The following is a 17,039-nucleotide window of genomic DNA, read 5'->3' as shown; positions in this document are numbered from 1 at the left end:
AAACTTGCGACAGCGGAAGGGCCTGCCCTTCACGAAACCTGATCAGAGCTAACAATCAGCCATCGGAGGTTTCAGTTCGCCACGGGCGACTGCCTCCTGCACAGGACGACCTCATGTCGATTTTCTCCCAGGGCCTGGCGCCCGCCCCTGTCAATCATGTTGCCTTGAGCCCCTTGAGTTTCATCGAGCGTACCGCCGCCGTCTACGGCCAGTACCCGGCGGTGATCCACGGCGCGATCCGGCGCAACTGGCAACAGACCTACGAACGTTCCCGTCGCCTGGCCAGCGCCCTGGCCGGGCGCGGTATCGGTCAGGGCGATACGGTGGCGGTGATGCTGCCGAACATTCCGGCCATGCTCGAAGCGCACTTCGGCGTGCCGATGATCGGCGCCGTGCTCAACGCCCTCAACGTGCGCCTGGATGCCGAGGCCATCGCGTTCATGCTCGAGCACGGCGAAGCCAAGGTACTGATCAGCGACCGCGAGTTCCACAAGGTCATTGAAGCGGCCCTGGCGCTGATGGAATACCCGCCGCTGGTGATCGATGTCGATGACCCGGAGTACGGAGAAGGCCAGGCGGTCAGCGACCTGGACTATGAAGCCTTTCTCGCCGAAGGTGACCCCGAATTCGCCTGGCACTGGCCCGAAGACGAATGGCAGGCGATCTCGCTGAACTACACCTCCGGCACCACCGGCAACCCCAAGGGCGTGGTCTATCACCACCGCGGCGCCTACCTCAACGCCCTCGGCAACCAGATGACCTGGGCCATGGGCAACCACCCGGTGTACCTGTGGACCCTGCCGATGTTCCACTGCAACGGCTGGTGCTACCCCTGGACCGTCACTGCCCTGGCCGGCACCCATGTATTCCTGCGCCGGGTCGACCCGCAGAAGATCCTCACCCTGATCCGCGAACATCAGGTCAGCCATTTGTGCGGTGCGCCGATCGTGCTCAATGCGCTGATCAACATGCCCGAATCGGCCAAGGCGGCGATCGATCACCCGGTCAATGCCATGGTCGCCGGCGCGGCGCCGCCGGCCAAGGTCATCGGCGCGGTGGAAGAAATGGGCATCAAGGTCACTCACGTCTATGGCCTGACCGAGGTCTATGGCCCAGTGACGGTCTGTGCCTGGCACGCTGAATGGGATGAACAACCGCTGGCCGAACGGGCGCGAATCAAGTCGCGCCAGGGCGTGCGCTACCCGACCCTCGAAGGCCTGATGGTCGCCGACCCGCAGACCCTGGAGCCGGTACAGCGCGACGGCAACACCCTGGGCGAGATCTTCATGCGCGGCAACACAGTGATGAAGGGCTACCTGAAAAACCCCGAAGCCACCGCCGAAGCCTTCCGTGGCGGCTGGTTCCACACTGGCGACCTGGCGGTGTGGCATGCCGACGGCTACGTGGAAATCAAGGACCGGCTCAAGGACATCATCATTTCCGGCGGCGAGAACATCTCCACCATCGAGGTCGAAGACACCCTGTACAAGCACCCGGCGGTACTCGAAGCCGCCGTGGTCGCCCGCCCGGATGACAAATGGGGGGAAACCCCTTGCGCCTATATCACCCTCAAGGCCGGCTGCGAGGGCACCCGCGAAGCCGAGATCATCGCCTTTTGCCGCGAGCACCTGGCCGGCTTCAAACTGCCGAAAACCGTGGTGTTCAGCGAATTGCCGAAGACCTCTACCGGCAAGATCCAGAAGTACCTGCTGCGCGACTGGGCCAAGGCGCTCTGACCCCTTTTGACTGCGAGAACTGCCATGCCTGAATTCAATGCTCCCCTGCGCGACATGCGCTTTGTCCTTCATGAAGTGTTCCATGGCCCGGCCCTGTGGGCGCGCCTGCCAGCCCTGGCCGAGCGGGTCGATGCCGACACCGCCACGGCCATCCTCGAAGAGGCGGCGAAAATCACCGGCCAGTTGCTCGCCCCGCTCAACCGCAGCGGCGATGAACAGGGCGTAGCGTTCGAGGCCGGTGCAGTGCGCACCCCGGACGGCTTTCGCCAGGCCTGGCAGACCTACCGCGACGGCGGCTGGGTGGGCCTGGCCGGCAACCCGGAATTTGGCGGCCTGGGCATGCCGAAGATGCTCGCGGTGCAGTTCGAAGAGATGCTCTATGCCGCCAACTGCAGCTTCAGCCTGTACTCGGCCCTGAGCGCCGGCTGCTGCCTGGCGATCGACGCCCACGCCAGCGACGCGCTCAAGGCCACTTACCTGCCGGCGCTCTACAGTGGCCAGTGGGCCGGCACCATGTGCCTGACCGAGCCCCACGCCGGTACCGACCTGGGCATCATCCGCAGCAAGGCCGAGCCCCAGGCCGATGGCAGCTACAAGGTCAGCGGCACCAAGATCTTCATCACTGGCGGCGACCAGGACCTGACTGACAACATCATCCACCTGGTGCTGGCCAAGCTGCCGGATGCGCCGGCCGGGCCCAAGGGCATCTCGTTGTTCCTGGTACCCAAGCGCCTGGTCAATGCCGACGGTAGCCTGGGCCAGAGCAACGCGGTCAGCTGTGGCTCGCTCGAACACAAGATGGGCATCAAGGCCTCGGCCACCTGCGTGATGAACTTCGACGGCGCCACCGGCTACCTGATCGGTGAACCGAACCGCGGCCTGGCGGCGATGTTCACGATGATGAACTACGAACGCCTGTCGATCGGCATCCAGGGTATCGGCTGTGCCGAGGCCTCTTACCAGAACGCCGCCCGCTACGCCTGTGAGCGCCTGCAAAGCCGGGCAGCCACCGGTGCCCAGGACAAGGAGCGGATTGCCGACCCGATCATCGTCCACCCGGATGTGCGGCGCATGTTGCTGACCATGCGCGCCCTCACCGAAGGCGGACGCGCCTTCGCCACCTACGTCGGCCAGCAACTGGACATCGCCAAGTACGCCGAAGACGCCGATGAACGCGACGCGGCGCAACGTCAGGTGGCGCTACTGACCCCGGTGGCCAAGGCCTTCTTTACCGACAACGGCCTGGAAAGCTGTGTGCTCGGCCAGCAGGTGTTCGGCGGCCATGGTTACATTCGCGAATGGGGCCAGGAGCAACTGGTGCGCGATGTGCGCATCGCACAGATCTACGAGGGCACCAACGGTATCCAGGCCCTGGACCTGCTCGGGCGCAAGGTCGTGGCCGATGGTGGCCAGGCGCTGGCGGCCTTTGCCGCGCAGATTCGCCAGTTCAGCGCAACCGAACCGCCTTTTCGCCAGCCGCTGCTCAACGCCCTGGACGAGCTGGAGGACCTCAGCCAGTGGCTGTGCGAGCAAGCGAGCCGCGACCCGAATGCCATTGGCGCGGCATCTGTGGAGTACCTGCAATTGTTCGGCTACGTCGCCTACGCCTACATGTGGTCGCGCATGGCCGCGGTCGCCCGCGACGCGCTGGTGCAAGACCCGGACTTTTACGGCGCCAAGCTCGCCAGCGCGGCGTTCTTTTTCGAACGCCTGTTGCCCCGGACGCTGTCGCTGCAAGCCAGCATTCGTGCCGGCAGTGCCTCGTTGTTCGAGCTTGACGCCGCGCAGTTCTGAAGAACGGCCTGCGCTGCTGCCCGGTGGCGCAGGCCTACCTTTCGTCCGTGATTTTGTAAGCAATCATTGTCAAATCCGTGGTTTTACGGGGTTTTGGCGGTAAAAAAACCTACAACTGATAGTCATTCGCCATTATCTCGGTTCTCGGCCACCTACCCTGCAAGGTAGAATGGACAAAACCGGGAGTTTCAATGAACCACACCAGTCTCAGCGCCGCCGAACATGATGCCATCACCGATGCCGCTGCGCAGTGGTGCCTGCGCTTGCAAGCTGAAGACTGCACCGCCGCCGAGCGGCTGGCGTTCGAGCAATGGCTGACGGCTCATCCGTTGCACCTGCAGGAATACCAGGCGATGGTGGACATCTGGCAGACCGCCGACCATCTGCCCCGCACCTTCCCCGACAACGTCGTGCCCCTGCCTCAGCGCCGCCGCGGCACCTGGCAGCGGTTCGCCACGGCCGCAGCCATCGCCCTGGTGACCCTGCCGGCTGGCGCCTGGATCGGTTGGGAGCAAGGCTGGCTGCCCAACAGCTATCAGTACCTGGAAAGCAGTGAGCATCTGAGCCGCGTAGTGCTCAGCGACGGCAGCGAAGTCGAACTCAACCTCAACACCGAACTGCGTTTCACCAATTACAAGGACGAGCGTCGGGTCACGCTGATCAAGGGCGAAGCCTTCTTCAAGGTCAGCCACGACAGTCAGCATCCCTTCGTGGTGCACGCGGCCAATGGCTGGACCCGGGTCACCGGCACCCAGTTCAACGTGTGGAAGTATGACGATCAGGTCAAGGTGACCCTGGTGGAAGGTTCGGTATTGGTCAGCAGTGACGGCAAGGCCAGCGACAGCAGCTACCGCCTTGGCCCGGGCATGCAGGCCAGCTACCGGGCGGGTGATTACGAACCGCACCTGGATCAGACCTACAGCCAGGACAACAGCCTGGCCTGGCGCAATGGCAAGCTGATCCTTGACAACCAGAGCCTGGCCCAGGCCCTGCCGATGATCAACCGCTACCTGGACAAACCCCTGCAACTGGCTGACACCAGCACCGGTAGCATTCGCATCAGCGGCATCTACAACACCAGCGAGATCAAGCGTCTGGTCAGTACCCTGCCCAAGGTGTTGCCGGTGTACCTGACCCAGAACAAGAGCGGCAACATGGTGCTTAACCGCATCTCGCCGCCACCCGCCAAAGGCTGAGCCTTGCGCTCAGCCCCTGCGCAGCCCTAGAGCATCATCGCCGCCAGCCAACCGAACGCCAGCAACGGCAGATTGTAGTGGATGAAGGTCGGTACCACAGTGTCCCAGATATGGTGGTGCTGACCGTCGACGTTCAGGCCCGAGGTCGGCCCCAGGGTCGAATCCGACGCGGGTGAACCGGCGTCGCCCAGGGCACCGGCAGTACCGACGATGCACACGGTCGCTACGGGATCGAAGCCCAGTTGCACGCACAGCGGCACGAAGATCGCCGCCAGGATCGGCACGGTGGAGAACGACGAACCGATGCCCATGGTCACCAGCAGCCCCACCAGCAGCATCAGCAGTGCACCGATGCCTTTACTGTGATTGATCCAGGCCGCCGAGGCCTCGACCAGGGTCTTGACCTCACCAGTGGCTTTCATCACCTCGGCAAAGCCCGAGGCGGCGATCATGATGAAGCCGATCATGGCCATCATCTTCATGCCTTCGGTGAACAGGTCGTCGGTGTCTTTCCAGCGCACGATGCCCGACACCGAGAAGATCAGAAAGCCGGCCATGGCGCCGATGATCATCGAGTCCAGCCACAACTGGATGATGAACGCCGCCGCAATGGCGAAGCCCGCTACCAGCAGGGTCAGCGGGTTGTAGCTCACGGCCACCTGCTCGACCTGCTCGATTTTCTCCAGGTCATACACGCGCTTCTTGCGATAACTGATGAACACCGCCACCAGCAAACCGAAGAGCATGCCCGCCGCCGGGATGGCCATGGCATGAGTGACGTTGACGCCACTGACATCCACGCCGCTGCGGCTGACACTGCCCAGCAGGATCTGGTTGAGAAATATGTTGCCAAAGCCCACCGGCAGGAAGATGTACGGGGTGATCAGGCCGAAGGTCATCACACAGGCCACCAGGCGCCGGTCGATCTGCAGCTTGGTCAGCACATACAGCAGCGGCGGCACCAGCAACGGAATGAAGGCGATATGGATCGGCAGGATGTTCTGCGACGAAATTGCCACCACCAACAGCAGGCCGATCAGCAGCCATTTGACCTTGCCGCCGTTGCTGTGCCCCTGCCGGTCGATCATGGCCAAGGCACGATCAGCCAGGGCATGGGCCATGCCCGACTTGGCGATGGCCACGGCGAAGGCGCCGAGCAAAGCGTAGGACAACGCCACCGTGGCACCGCCACCCAGCCCGCCGTTGAAGGCCTTGAGCGTGCCTTCGATGCCCAGGCCGCCGACCAGCCCACCCGCCAGGGCACCCACGATCAGGGCAATCACCACATGCACGCGGGACAGGCTCAATACCAGCATGATGCCGACCGCGGCAATTACTGCATTCATTCTGTGACCTCTAGAAACCAGACAAAAAGCGACCGATCCGGCGACAGACTGCTCGGGAGCAGTGGCCGAACGACAGGTATTTTTATGGAGGGCGCACACTCTGAAGCAGACCCCCGCGCTTGTCAAAAAAACGGAATTTCGCGCCTGCGACAATTAGTCGCTTCCGTGACCGAAAACGACGCATTTCAATTGAACGTTTGAATAAAGAAAACGGCATCGCAGCCGATAAAGTCGGCAGCCTCAATCTTTCAGGATCAAAGGACTTCGCCATGTCGTTCAGACAACTTTCCATTCAGTGGAAGATCACCCTGCTGGCCGGCCTGTGCCTGGCCGGCATCGTTACCCTGCTGGTGGGACTCTCGCTGTACCGCATGGAGCACAGCACGCAACTGGTCAAGGCCAGCAGCATGCAGATGCTCACTGAAGCGGCCCAAGGACGCATCGAGTCCCAGGGTGAAGTCCAGGCCTTGAACATCCGTCGCCAGTTCATGGATGCCTACCAGTACGGTGCCGGCTTCTCCCGCCAGGTACTGTTCCTTCGCGAGCAGGCCGAGAAGCGCTTCCTCGATGCCTTCGACCTGCGCGAAGACATGACCCGCCAGGTGCGCGCCGCGCTGCAGGCCAACCCCGACCTGCTCGGCCTGTCGCTGGTGTTCGAGCCCAACGCCCTGGACAACAAGGACTCGCTGTTCGTCGACCAGAAAGAACTGGGCAGCAACGAGAAAGGCCGCTTTGCCCTGTACTGGTCGCAACCGACCCCGGGCCAGCTGACCTCAATGGCGCTGCCTGAGCGCGACATGAACGACACCAGCATCGGCCCCAGCGGCGAGCCGGCCAACACCTGGTCGGTGTGCCCGCGCACGACCCGCAAGGTCTGTGTGATCGAGCCCTACTTCTATGAAATCAACGGCCAGCAGGTGCTGATGACCAGCATCGTGTTCCCGCTGATGGCGGCCGACAAGGTCATCGCCACCCTGTCCATCGACATCAACCTCAACAGCCTGCAGGCCATGAGCCAACAGGCCAGCCGCAACCTTTACCAGGGCCAGACCCAGGTCGGCATTCTCAGCCCCGTGGGCCTGCTGGCCGGTTACAGCCCGGACGCCAGCAAGCTGGCCCAGCGCTTTGACCAGGTCGACATGGAAAAAGGCGCCGAGCTGATCCGCTTGCTCGGCGATAGCACTCCGCTGCACAGCATCCACCACAACCAGCGCCTGAAAGTGCTGGCCTCGTTCGCGCCGATCCCCGACGGCAAACCCTGGGGCGTGCTGCTCGATGTGCCGGAAAGCGCCCTGACCGGCCCGGCCGAAGCCCTCAAGCAAGAGCTCGACCAGCGCAACACCAGCGGCACCCTGATGGAACTGGGCCTGGGCCTGCTGGCGGCTATCGTCGGCCTGCTGCTGATCTGGCTGATGGCGCGCACCGTGACCCGGCCGATCCTCGGCGTCGCGGCCATGCTCAAGGACATCGCCAGCGGCGAAGGCGACCTGACCCGCCGCCTGACCTACGACAAGCGCGATGAACTGGGTGAGCTGGCCGGCTGGTTCAACCGCTTCCTCGACAAGCTGCAGCCGACCATTGCCGAGGTCAAGCGCTCGGTCCAGGCCGCCCGCGATACCGCCGACCAGTCCTCGGCGATCGCCAGCCAGACCAGCGCCGGCATGGAAGAGCAGTATCGCCAGGTCGATCAGGTGGCCACCGCCTCCCATGAAATGAGCGCCACCGCCCAGGACGTCGCCCGCAGCGCAGCGCAAGCCGCCCAGGCAGCCCGTGACGCCGACCAGGCCACCCGCCAGGGCCTGGCCGTGATCGACCGCACCACCAGCAGCATCGACACCCTGGCCGCCGACATGAGTACCGCCATGGGCCAGGTCGAAGGTTTGGCCGAGAACAGCGAGAAGATCGGTTCGGTGCTGGAAGTGATCCGCTCGATCGCCGAGCAGACCAACCTGCTGGCCCTCAACGCCGCCATCGAAGCCGCCCGTGCCGGTGAAGCCGGTCGTGGTTTTGCCGTGGTGGCCGACGAGGTCCGCAACCTGGCCCGCCGCACCCAGGAATCGGTGGAAGAAACCCGCCAGGTCATCGAACAGCTGCAGGCCGGTACCCGTGAAGTGGTCGGCGCCATGGACAGCAGCCATCGCCAGGCCCAGGGCAGCGTCGAGCAGGTCAGCCAGGCGGTCACGGCCCTGCAGCAGATCGGCGATGCGGTCACGGTGATCAGCGACATGAACCTGCAGATCGCCAGCGCCGCCGAAGAGCAGAGCGCGGTGGCCGAAGAGATCAACAGCAACGTGGCGACCATTCGTGACGTCACCGAGTCGCTGTCGGAACAGGCCAACGAATCGGCGCGGGTCAGCCAGTCGCTCAACAGCCTGGCCAACCAGCAGCAGGGGCTGATGGATCAGTTCCGGGTGTAACCCCGTGGGAGCTGGCTTGCCAGCGATCGAGCGCAAAGCGCTCGCTGGTGGAGCCTCATGCAGGCCTCATCGCTGGCAAGCCAGCTCCCACAAAAACCTGCCGGCTCTCCTCTACTACACTTGCCAGACTCCCTACCCTGCGAGCGAGGCACAATGAAGCCGATCACTACCCTACTGGCCAGCGCTCTCCTTGCGCTGGCTCTGATACCCTCCAGCCACGCCGCCGACAACTCCACGCCCATCCACTTCGGTGACATCACCTGGGAAAGCGGCAGCCTCACCACCGAGATCCTGCGGCTGATCGTCGAGAAAGGCTACGGCTACCCCACCGACACCCTGCCCGGCAGCACCGTGAGCATGGAAGTGGCCCTGGCCCGCAACGACATCCAGGTCATCGGCGAAGAATGGGCTGGTCGCAGCCCCGCCTGGATCAAGGCCGAGCAGGCCGGCCAGGTGTTCAGCATCGGCGATACGGTGAAGAATGCCGATGAGGGCTGGTATGTGCCGGCGTACGTGATCAAGGATCTGGCGCCGAACCTGCGCTCGGTGGCCGACCTCAAACAGTACAAGGCCGTGTTCAAGGACCCCGAATCCCCCGACAAGGGCCGCTTCCTCAACAGCCCCAGCGGCTGGACTTCCGAGACCGTCAACAGCCAGAAGCTCAAGGCCTACGGCCTGCACAATGACTATGTGAACTTTCGCAGTGGCTCGGGCGCCGCACTCGATGCCGAAATCACCTCGGCCATACGCCGTGGCAAACCGGTGCTGTTCTACTACTGGAGCCCTACCCCGCTGATGGGGCGTTTCGACCTGGTACGCCTTGAGGAACCGCCGTTCAATGCCGAGGCCTGGCAGACCCTGACCGACGCCAGCCATCCGCACCCGCAAGGCACGCGTTCACTGCCGGCAAAATTGTCCATCGGTGTTTCGGCGCCATTCAAAAAGGATTATCCGGAACTGGTCGAGTTCTTCGCCAAGGTGGACCTGCCTATCGACACCCTCAACAAGACCCTGGCGCAGATGAGCGAAAAGCGCGAGGCGCCCAAGGAGGCAGCGCTCAGGTTCATGCGCGATAACCCGGGCATCTGGAAAGCCTGGCTACCCGCCGAAGTCGCGGGCAAGGTCGAGGCGAGCCTGTGAGTGGAGGCTTCCCCGAAGCGCTGCACTTCTCCTTTGCCGACGCCGTTAACCGCTTCGTCGATTGGCTGGTACTGGCTTACGGCGATCAATTGCGCAATGTTTCCGATGGTTTGCTGCACGTGCTGGTCGGCCTGGAAAACCTGCTGCGCCTGACGCCCTGGTGGCTGTTGCTGGTGATCGTCGCGCTGATGACCTGGCACGCCAGCCGCAGCATCACCCGCGCCCTGGTGCTCAGCGGCCTGTTGTTTCTGATCGGCGTGGTCGGCCTGTGGGACAAGCTCCTGCAAACCTGCGCGCTGGTGCTGGTGAGCACCGGCCTGTGCGTGCTGATCGGCATCCCGGTGGGCATCCTGCTGGCCAGCCGGCCCTTGGCGCGCAAGCTGCTGATGCCGGTGCTCGACGTCATGCAAACGCTGCCCAGCTTCGTCTATCTGATCCCGGTGCTGATGCTGTTCGGCCTGGGCAAGGTACCGGCGATCTTCGCCACCCTGATCTACGCCCTGCCGCCGTTGATCCGCCTGACCGAACTGGGCCTGACCCAGATCGACCCGAGCCTGATCCAGGCGGCCCACGGCCTGGGCGCCAGTCGCTGGCAGCGACTGCGGCGGGTGCAACTGCCGCTGGCGATGCCGAGCATCATGGCCGGGCTCAACCAGTCGGTGATGATGGCGCTGTCGATGGTGGTGGTCGCTTCGATGATTGGCGCGCGCGGGTTGGGGGAAGATGTACTGGCGGGGATTCAGACGCTCAATGTTGGCAAAGGGGTGGAGGCCGGGTTGGCGATTGTGGCGCTGGCGATGGTGATTGACCGGATTAGTCAGGCGTATGGGCAGGTGCGGCGCGGTTAGAATTTGCAGACCTCATCGCGGGTCAAGTCGGATCGCCGCACCGCCGCTCCCACAAAGTCTGTGGGAGCGGGCTTGCCCCGCGATGCTATCTGACCTTGCGCGGTAGCTCGATGCTGACCCGCAAACCACCCAGCGGGCTTTCCAGCAAACGCATCTGCCCGCCCCAGGCCTCGACGATGTCGCGCACGATACCCAGGCCCAGGCCGTGGCCATCGACCTGCTCGTCAAGCCGGGTACCGCGCTCGAGAACTTGTTCACGGGCCGTCTCCGGGATGCCGGGACCGTCGTCGTCGATCCACAGGCAATAGTGTTGCGGCTGTTCTTCGATGCTCAGCTGCACTTCGCTGTCCGCCCATTTGCAGGCGTTGTCCAGCAGGTTGCCCAGCAGCTCCAGCAGGTCCTCACGGTCCCAAGGCAGGAGCAAACCCGGCGGCACATGCTTGCTCAGCTCCAGGCCTTCGCCATGAATCATGCCCAGGGTCGATAGCAGCCCTGGCAATTCGGCATCGCAATCAAACTGCGCGCCCGGCAATGCGTCACCGGCCAGCCGCGCGCGGTTGAGCTCGCGGCTCAGGCGCTGCTGGATCTGCTCGAGCTGGTCGCGCAACTGGGCACGAACTTCCGGCAGGTCCTTGAGGCGTTCGCTGGAGGCCAGGCTGAGCAGCACCGCCAGAGGCGTCTTGAGGGCATGACCGAGGTTGCCCAGGGCATTACGTGAACGGCGCAGGCTGTCTTCGGTGTGGGCCAGCAAGTGGTTGATCTGCGCGACCAGGGGCTCAAGTTCTGTCGGTACCTGAGTATCGAGCTGCGAACGCTGGCCTTGCTGCAGCTGGGCGATCTGTTCGCGGGCACGCTCCAGTGGGCGCAAAGAGCGCGTCACGGTGATGCGTTGCAGCACCAGGATCAGCAACAGCGCGACCAGGCCCAGGCCCAGGCCGATCTGCTGCATGCGCCTGAAGCCATCCCGTACCGGGGTGTAGTCCTGGGCGACGCTGATGGAAATGGCCTGACCCAGGCGCCGGTAATCGGCGCGCAGTACCAGCAGTTGCTGGCCTTCAGGCCCCAGTTCCAGTCCGGTGTGCAGACCGGGGCTTTGCGGCGCTGGCATGTCCATGTCCCACAACGAACGCGATCGCCAGCTGCCGCCGTCGAAATCAATGCGAAAGTAATAGCCGGAAAACGGCCGCTTGTAGGCCGAGGAAATCCGTCGCTCATCCAGTTCAAGGCCGGTCTGGCCGCGCACCAGCGCCACCAGCAGGTTTTCGCTTTCCTTGCGCAGGCCGGTCTCCAGGTAGCGTTGCAGCCCGGCTTCGAACAGCCACAGGCTGAGCTGGGCCAGGACCAGCCCGACCAGCACCAGTACCGCAATCAGGCCAAGGCTCAAGCGTGCCTGGATCGACTTCACTCGCTGCTCCCGGCATAGCGATAACCCTGGCCGCGGCGGGTTTCGATCACGCTGCGGCCGAGCTTGCGGCGCAGGTGATTGACGTGCACTTCCAGGACGTTGGAATCGCGCTCGGTTTCACCGTCGTAGAGGTGCTCGGCCAGGTGGCTTTTCGAGAGGATCTGTTGCGGGTGGAGCATGAAGTAACGCAGCAGGCGAAACTCGGCAGCGGTGAGCTGGATGTCGACACCGGCGCGGGTCACACACTGGCGGCCTTCGTCCAGTTGCAGGCCGGCGGCTTCCAGGGTCGGCTGGTTGGCCAGGCCACGGGCACGACGCAGCAGCGACTGGATGCGCAGCTGCAGTTCTTCCGGGTGAAACGGCTTGCTCAGGTAGTCATCGGCGCCGGCCTTGAGGCCCTCGATGCGCTCGGCCCAGGAGCCACGCGCGGTGAGGATCAACACCGGTGTCGACAGCCCCGATGCGCGCCACTGGGCCAGCACCTCGAGGCCCGGCAAGCCGGGCAGGCCGAGGTCGAGAATGATCAGGTCATAGGGTTCGCTGCTGCCCTGGTAGACCGCATCCCTGCCGTCGGCCAGCCAGTCGACCGCATACCCCTGGCGTTGCAGGCTCTGGGTCAGTTCATCTGCCAACGGCACGTTGTCCTCGACCAGTAACAGGCGCATCAGTCATCTTCCTCGTCTTTGAGCAGCGCTCCATTGGTAGCATCGAGCTTGATCTCGCGCACTACGCCTTCAGGGGTCAGCAATTCGACCTCGTACTCGTATCTGTCGTGTTTCTCTTCCAGCTCCGCCTCCAGCAACCTCGCCCCGGGATAGCGTCCCAGGGCGTCTTTAAGCAGTTGCTCCAACGGCAGGATGATGCCCCGCTCCCGCAGTTGCAGGGCTTCATCCTGATCGAGGTCACGGGCCGAAGCCAGCGAGCAGAGGGCCAACAGCGCAATGAGAAGTGTCTGTGCTGTTCGCAATCGAACGGTCATTAGTTATCCCGGGCATCCTTGAGGATTTCACCAGTCTTGGCATCCATGTGGACATCCCACTCGACATTCTGGGCGTCACGCAGTTCGACCTTGTAGATGTAGCGACCGTACTCGTCTTCCAGCTCAGAATCGGTGACGGTTGCGCCTGGGTGCTTGGCCACGGCGGCGGCCTTGAGTTCGTCCAGAGACTTGATGGTCTTGGCGTTGACCAGTTTTACGACTTCGTCAGGCTGTACATCTTTAGCCAGCGCAACGTTGGCGCTCAGGGCAAGGGCAGCAGTGGCGAACAGGGCAGTCAAAGTTTTCATCGTGTCTCTCCGTTGAGATCAAAAATGTTTCTACGGGGCCTAGAGTACCCAACCGAACTTAATTGAAGCTGAAAACAACTGGCGACATGATAGCGCAGCCCAGCCCCACATCTGGACGCTGTTCTTTATAATTACCGGCTCAAGACCGCGAGGCCCGTATGAGCGCAATCCATATCAAGTACCCGGCCCTGACCCTCAAGGCCGGCAGCCGTGCCCTGCAACGCATACGCGAAGGTGGCTTGCAGGCAGCGGATGTGGGTGTGTTGCCAGGCGCTGCGGGCGGCCCCAAGGCCTTGGGCATCCAAGGGCTGGACCTGGCATTGTTCGGCCAGTGGTTGCCCGGCGCACCGCGTGAACGGGCGCTGATCGGTGCCTCGATCGGCTCCTGGCGCTTCGCCAGTGCCTGCCTGCCCAACCCGGCCCAGGCCCTGCGGCGCTTGGGGCAGCTGTACACCGAACAAGACTTTGCCAAGGGTGTGACTCAAGCCGAAGTCAGCCGCAGCTGCGAGCGCATGCTCGATGAATTGCTCGAAGGACGCGACGCGCAGATCCTCGAAAGTGCTGACTATCGCCTGAACATCATGGTGGTGAAGAGCCGTGGATTGCTTGCTCACGATCATCGCGGACGCTTGGGCATGGGCCTGTCGTCTGTGATCGCCGACAACCTGATCGGCCGCCCGCGCCTGTCCCGTCACTTCGAGCGGATCATTCTTCATGATGCCCGCAGTGCTCCGCCGCTGCAGCCATTGACTGACTTCCCGTCGCGCTGCCTGCACCTGGACGTCGCCAATTTGCGCCATGCCCTGCTGGCTTCCGGGTCTATCCCCATGGTCATGGAAGGTGTGCGCGATATTCCGGGCGTGGGCCAGGGAACCTATCGGGATGGCGGCTTGCTGGACTATCACCTGGACCTGCCCTACGCCGGCAATGACCTGGTGCTCTACCCGCACTTCACCGACAAGGTCATCCCCGGCTGGTTCGACAAGGCCCTGCCGTGGCGCCGTGGCGATGTTGATCGGCTGCGCAACGTGCTGCTGCTGGCACCCTCGCCGCAGTATCTGGCCAGCCTTCCCTACGGCAAGTTGCCGGATCGTAGCGACTTCAAGCGCTTCATGGGCGATGCTGGCAGCCGTCAGCGTTATTGGCACAAGGCAATGGCCGAAAGCCAGCGCCTGGGCGATGAGCTGCTCGAGCTGATAGAAACCGGCAAGCTGCACGCGCATCTGCAACCACTGAAGTGACCATGCTGGTAAACTGGCCGCCAGCATTGGTTTACTGAGTCAAGACATCGTGGAAATCTTTAAAGAGTTTACGTTCGAATCGGCCCACCGCCTGCCCCACGTGCCTGAAGGGCACAAGTGCGGTCGCCTGCACGGCCATTCGTTCAGGGTTGCCCTGCACCTGACTGGCCCGCTCGATCCACATACCGGCTGGATCCGCGACTTCTCCGAGATCAAGGCGATCTTCAAGCCGCTGTACGAGCAACTGGACCACAACTACCTGAACGATATTCCTGGCCTGGAGAACCCGACCAGCGAAGTGATCGCCAAGTGGATCTGGGACCAGGTCAAGCCGCTGTTGCCTGAGCTTTCCAAGGTGCGCATTCATGAGACCTGCACCAGTGGTTGCGAGTATTACGGCGACTGAGTCGGTAAATGGATGTGAAGAGACCACCCTGCGGGGTGGTTTTTTTTGGCCTGGTTTTCAGTCCTGTGAGAGCGGCGGTGCGACGCCGCTCCCACAGACCCCAGAAAGACAAAACCCCTACCTGCATACGCAGATAGGGGTTTCGGAATTTAATCTTGACGATGACCTACTCTCACATGGGGAAACCCCACACTACCATCGGCGATGCATCGTTTCACTGCTGAGTTCGGGATGGGATCAGGTGGTTCCAATGCTCTATGGTCGTCAAGAAATTCTGTTGCCAGAAGGTCTTGTTAGACACTCCAGCGAATCGGGTATGTGATGCTTGTGAGTTACAAATTCTCGGCTTTGCAGTCTTCACAACACCGCAATCTGGTCATTCGACGCAAATTGCTTGGGTGTTATATGGTCAAGCCTCACGGGCAATTAGTATTGGTTAGCTCAACGCCTCACAGCGCTTACACACCCAACCTATCAACGTCGTAGTCTTCGACGGCCCTTCAGGGAGCTCAAGGCTCCAGTGAGATCTCATCTTGAGGCAAGTTTCCCGCTTAGATGCTTTCAGCGGTTATCTCTTCCGAACATAGCTACCCGGCAATGCCACTGGCGTGACAACCGGAACACCAGAGGTTCGTCCACTCCGGTCCTCTCGTACTAGGAGCAGCCCCTCTCAAATCTCAAACGTCCACGGCAGATAGGGACCGAACTGTCTCACGACGTTCTAAACCCAGCTCGCGTACCACTTTAAATGGCGAACAGCCATACCCTTGGGACCGGCTTCAGCCCCAGGATGTGATGAGCCGACATCGAGGTGCCAAACACCGCCGTCGATATGAACTCTTGGGCGGTATCAGCCTGTTATCCCCGGAGTACCTTTTATCCGTTGAGCGATGGCCCTTCCATACAGAACCACCGGATCACTAAGACCTACTTTCGTACCTGCTCGACGTGTCTGTCTCGCAGTCAAGCGCGCTTTTGCCTTTATACTCTACGACCGATTTCCGACCGGTCTGAGCGCACCTTCGTACTCCTCCGTTACTCTTTAGGAGGAGACCGCCCCAGTCAAACTACCCACCATACACTGTCCTCGATCCGGATAACGGACCTGAGTTAGAACCTCAAAGTTGCCAGGGTGGTATTTCAAGGATGGCTCCACGCGAACTGGCGTCCACGCTTCAAAGCCTCCCACCTATCCTACACAAGCAAATTCAAAGTCCAGTGCAAAGCTATAGTAAAGGTTCACGGGGTCTTTCCGTCTAGCCGCGGATACACTGCATCTTCACAGCGATTTCAATTTCACTGAGTCTCGGGTGGAGACAGCGCCGCCATCGTTACGCCATTCGTGCAGGTCGGAACTTACCCGACAAGGAATTTCGCTACCTTAGGACCGTTATAGTTACGGCCGCCGTTTACCGGGGCTTCGATCAAGAGCTTCGCGTTAGCTAACCCCATCAATTAACCTTCCGGCACCGGGCAGGCGTCACACCCTATACGTCCACTTTCGTGTTTGCAGAGTGCTGTGTTTTTAATAAACAGTCGCAGCGGCCTGGTATCTTCGACCGGCATGGGCTTACGGAGCAAGTCCTTCACCCTCACCGGCGCACCTTCTCCCGAAGTTACGGTGCCATTTTGCCTAGTTCCTTCACCCGAGTTCTCTCAAGCGCCTTGGTATTCTCTACCCAACCACCTGTGTCGGTTTGGGGTACGGTTCCTAGTTATCTGAAGCTTAGAAGCTTTTCTTGGAAGCATGGCATCAACCACTTCGTCGCCTAAAGGCAACTCGTCATCAGCTCTCGGCCTTAAGATCCCGGATTTACCTAAGATCTCAGCCTACCACCTTAAACTTGGACAACCAACGCCAAGCTGGCCTAGCCTTCTCCGTCCCTCCATCGCAATAACTAGAAGTACAGGAATATTAACCTGTTTTCCATCGACTACGCTTTTCAGCCTCGCCTTAGGGACCGACTAACCCTGCGTCGATTAACGTTGCGCAGGAAACCTTGGTCTTTCGGCGTGGGAGTTTTTCACTCCCATTGTCGTTACTCATGTCAGCATTCGCACTTCTGATACCTCCAGCAAGCTTCTCAACTCACCTTCACAGGCTTACAGAACGCTCCTCTACCGCGTCACCTAAGTGACACCCGTAGCTTCGGTGTATGGTTTGAGCCCCGTTACATCTTCCGCGCAGGCCGACTCGACTAGTGAGCTATTACGCTTTCTTTA

13 protein-coding genes and 2 rRNA genes (1 of these 15 running past the window's edge) are annotated in these 17,039 nt (G+C 61.8%); 8 read left to right on the top strand and 7 right to left on the bottom strand.

Going from position 1 to position 17,039, the window contains the following annotated elements:
* The first annotated feature begins 113 nt into the window (after window positions 1-113).
* The 3 genes from LOY45_RS09155 (at window position 114) to LOY45_RS09145 (ending at window position 4,726) form a co-directional block, all read left to right on the top strand.
* Entirely contained in the window at window positions 114-1,736 is a 1,623-nt protein-coding gene (locus LOY45_RS09155) for an acyl-CoA synthetase (protein WP_115087834.1), read from the top strand.
* Between the two features lie 24 nt (window positions 1,737-1,760).
* A complete protein-coding gene (locus LOY45_RS09150) occupies window positions 1,761-3,530 on the top strand; it encodes an acyl-CoA dehydrogenase C-terminal domain-containing protein (RefSeq protein WP_258578998.1) in 1,770 nt (589 codons plus the stop codon).
* A gap of 191 nt (window positions 3,531-3,721) precedes the next feature.
* Entirely contained in the window at window positions 3,722-4,726 is a 1,005-nt protein-coding gene (locus tag LOY45_RS09145; RefSeq protein WP_115087836.1) for a FecR family protein, read from the top strand.
* A 26-nt stretch (window positions 4,727-4,752) separates the two neighbouring features.
* Here LOY45_RS09145 and LOY45_RS09140 read toward each other — a convergent pair whose 3' ends face one another.
* On the bottom strand, window positions 4,753-6,072 hold the full coding sequence (locus tag LOY45_RS09140) for a Na+/H+ antiporter family protein (protein ID WP_115087837.1): 1,320 nt from the start codon (window positions 6,070-6,072) through the stop codon (window positions 4,753-4,755).
* Between the two features lie 269 nt (window positions 6,073-6,341).
* On the opposite strand from LOY45_RS09140, the gene LOY45_RS09135 reads away from it, so the two are divergent.
* The 3 genes from LOY45_RS09135 to LOY45_RS09125 all read left to right on the top strand — a co-directional run bounded on the left by LOY45_RS09135 (window position 6,342) and on the right by LOY45_RS09125 (window position 10,477).
* Entirely contained in the window at window positions 6,342-8,489 is a 2,148-nt protein-coding gene (locus LOY45_RS09135; RefSeq protein WP_258578997.1) for a methyl-accepting chemotaxis protein, read from the top strand.
* 153 nt (window positions 8,490-8,642) lie between these two features.
* Window positions 8,643-9,629 (top strand): ABC transporter substrate-binding protein, encoded by a 987-nt coding sequence (locus LOY45_RS09130; RefSeq protein WP_258578996.1) that lies wholly within the window; start codon window positions 8,643-8,645, stop codon window positions 9,627-9,629.
* Window positions 9,626-10,477, top strand: coding sequence for an ABC transporter permease (locus LOY45_RS09125; protein WP_258578995.1), 852 nt, complete (start codon window positions 9,626-9,628; stop codon window positions 10,475-10,477). Before LOY45_RS09130 ends, LOY45_RS09125 begins: the two co-directional genes overlap by 4 nt.
* Window positions 10,478-10,562: 85 nt before the next feature.
* On the opposite strand, the gene LOY45_RS09120 is transcribed toward LOY45_RS09125, so the two are convergent.
* Genes LOY45_RS09120 through LOY45_RS09105 form a run of 4 tightly spaced genes read right to left on the bottom strand, consistent with a single transcriptional unit; the run spans window position 10,563 to window position 13,169 of the window.
* On the bottom strand, window positions 10,563-11,882 hold the full coding sequence (locus LOY45_RS09120; RefSeq protein ID WP_134063406.1) for a sensor histidine kinase: 1,320 nt from the start codon (window positions 11,880-11,882) through the stop codon (window positions 10,563-10,565).
* Complete coding sequence (locus tag LOY45_RS09115; RefSeq protein WP_115087842.1) at window positions 11,879-12,547, bottom strand: response regulator transcription factor; 669 nt, start codon at window positions 12,545-12,547, stop codon at window positions 11,879-11,881. Before LOY45_RS09115 ends, LOY45_RS09120 begins: the two co-directional genes overlap by 4 nt.
* Window positions 12,547-12,861, bottom strand: coding sequence for a PepSY domain-containing protein (locus LOY45_RS09110; RefSeq protein ID WP_258578994.1), 315 nt, complete (start codon window positions 12,859-12,861; stop codon window positions 12,547-12,549). The genes LOY45_RS09115 and LOY45_RS09110 overlap by 1 nt, the downstream gene beginning before the upstream one ends.
* Entirely contained in the window at window positions 12,861-13,169 is a 309-nt protein-coding gene (locus LOY45_RS09105) for a PepSY domain-containing protein (protein ID WP_258578993.1), read from the bottom strand. The genes LOY45_RS09110 and LOY45_RS09105 overlap by 1 nt, the downstream gene beginning before the upstream one ends.
* Window positions 13,170-13,327: 158 nt before the next feature.
* Between LOY45_RS09105 and LOY45_RS09100 the strand changes: the two genes are divergently transcribed.
* Entirely contained in the window at window positions 13,328-14,410 is a 1,083-nt protein-coding gene (locus tag LOY45_RS09100; RefSeq protein ID WP_258578992.1) for a patatin-like phospholipase domain-containing protein, read from the top strand.
* Between the two features lie 49 nt (window positions 14,411-14,459).
* Window positions 14,460-14,816 carry a 6-carboxytetrahydropterin synthase QueD gene (queD, locus tag LOY45_RS09095; RefSeq protein WP_258578991.1) on the top strand — a complete coding sequence of 119 codons (357 nt, stop codon included), beginning with the start codon at window positions 14,460-14,462 and terminating at the stop codon, window positions 14,814-14,816.
* 153 nt (window positions 14,817-14,969) lie between these two features.
* Here the strand turns inward: queD and rrf are convergent.
* Together rrf and LOY45_RS09085 are read right to left on the bottom strand one after the other, a co-directional pair.
* Window positions 14,970-15,085 (bottom strand): 5S ribosomal RNA (gene rrf, locus LOY45_RS09090).
* A gap of 136 nt (window positions 15,086-15,221) precedes the next feature.
* A 23S ribosomal RNA gene (locus tag LOY45_RS09085) occupies window positions 15,222-17,039 on the bottom strand (it continues 1,073 nt past the right edge of the window).

Source organism: Pseudomonas wadenswilerensis (assembly GCF_024749185.1).
Classification (GTDB): Bacteria; Pseudomonadota; Gammaproteobacteria; order Pseudomonadales; family Pseudomonadaceae; genus Aquipseudomonas; species Aquipseudomonas wadenswilerensis.
This window is presented reverse-complemented; position numbering and strand designations above follow the sequence as displayed.

What these genes read in the sequence shown, in the direction of transcription:
- LOY45_RS09140 (WP_115087837.1), bottom strand. Translation starts at nt 6,072, where the DNA reads ATGAATGCAGTAATTGCCGCGGTCGGCATCATGCTGGTATTGAGCCTG.
- LOY45_RS09115 (WP_115087842.1), bottom strand. Translation starts at nt 12,547, where the DNA reads ATGCGCCTGTTACTGGTCGAGGACAACGTGCCGTTGGCAGATGAACTG.
- LOY45_RS09155 (WP_115087834.1), top strand. Translation starts at nt 114, where the DNA reads ATGTCGATTTTCTCCCAGGGCCTGGCGCCCGCCCCTGTCAATCATGTT.
- LOY45_RS09130 (WP_258578996.1), top strand. Translation starts at nt 8,643, where the DNA reads ATGAAGCCGATCACTACCCTACTGGCCAGCGCTCTCCTTGCGCTGGCT.
- LOY45_RS09145 (WP_115087836.1), top strand. Translation starts at nt 3,722, where the DNA reads ATGAACCACACCAGTCTCAGCGCCGCCGAACATGATGCCATCACCGAT.
- LOY45_RS09105 (WP_258578993.1), bottom strand. Translation starts at nt 13,169, where the DNA reads ATGAAAACTTTGACTGCCCTGTTCGCCACTGCTGCCCTTGCCCTGAGC.
- LOY45_RS09100 (WP_258578992.1), top strand. Translation starts at nt 13,328, where the DNA reads ATGAGCGCAATCCATATCAAGTACCCGGCCCTGACCCTCAAGGCCGGC.
- LOY45_RS09110 (WP_258578994.1), bottom strand. Translation starts at nt 12,861, where the DNA reads ATGACCGTTCGATTGCGAACAGCACAGACACTTCTCATTGCGCTGTTG.
- LOY45_RS09135 (WP_258578997.1), top strand. Translation starts at nt 6,342, where the DNA reads ATGTCGTTCAGACAACTTTCCATTCAGTGGAAGATCACCCTGCTGGCC.
- LOY45_RS09150 (WP_258578998.1), top strand. Translation starts at nt 1,761, where the DNA reads ATGCCTGAATTCAATGCTCCCCTGCGCGACATGCGCTTTGTCCTTCAT.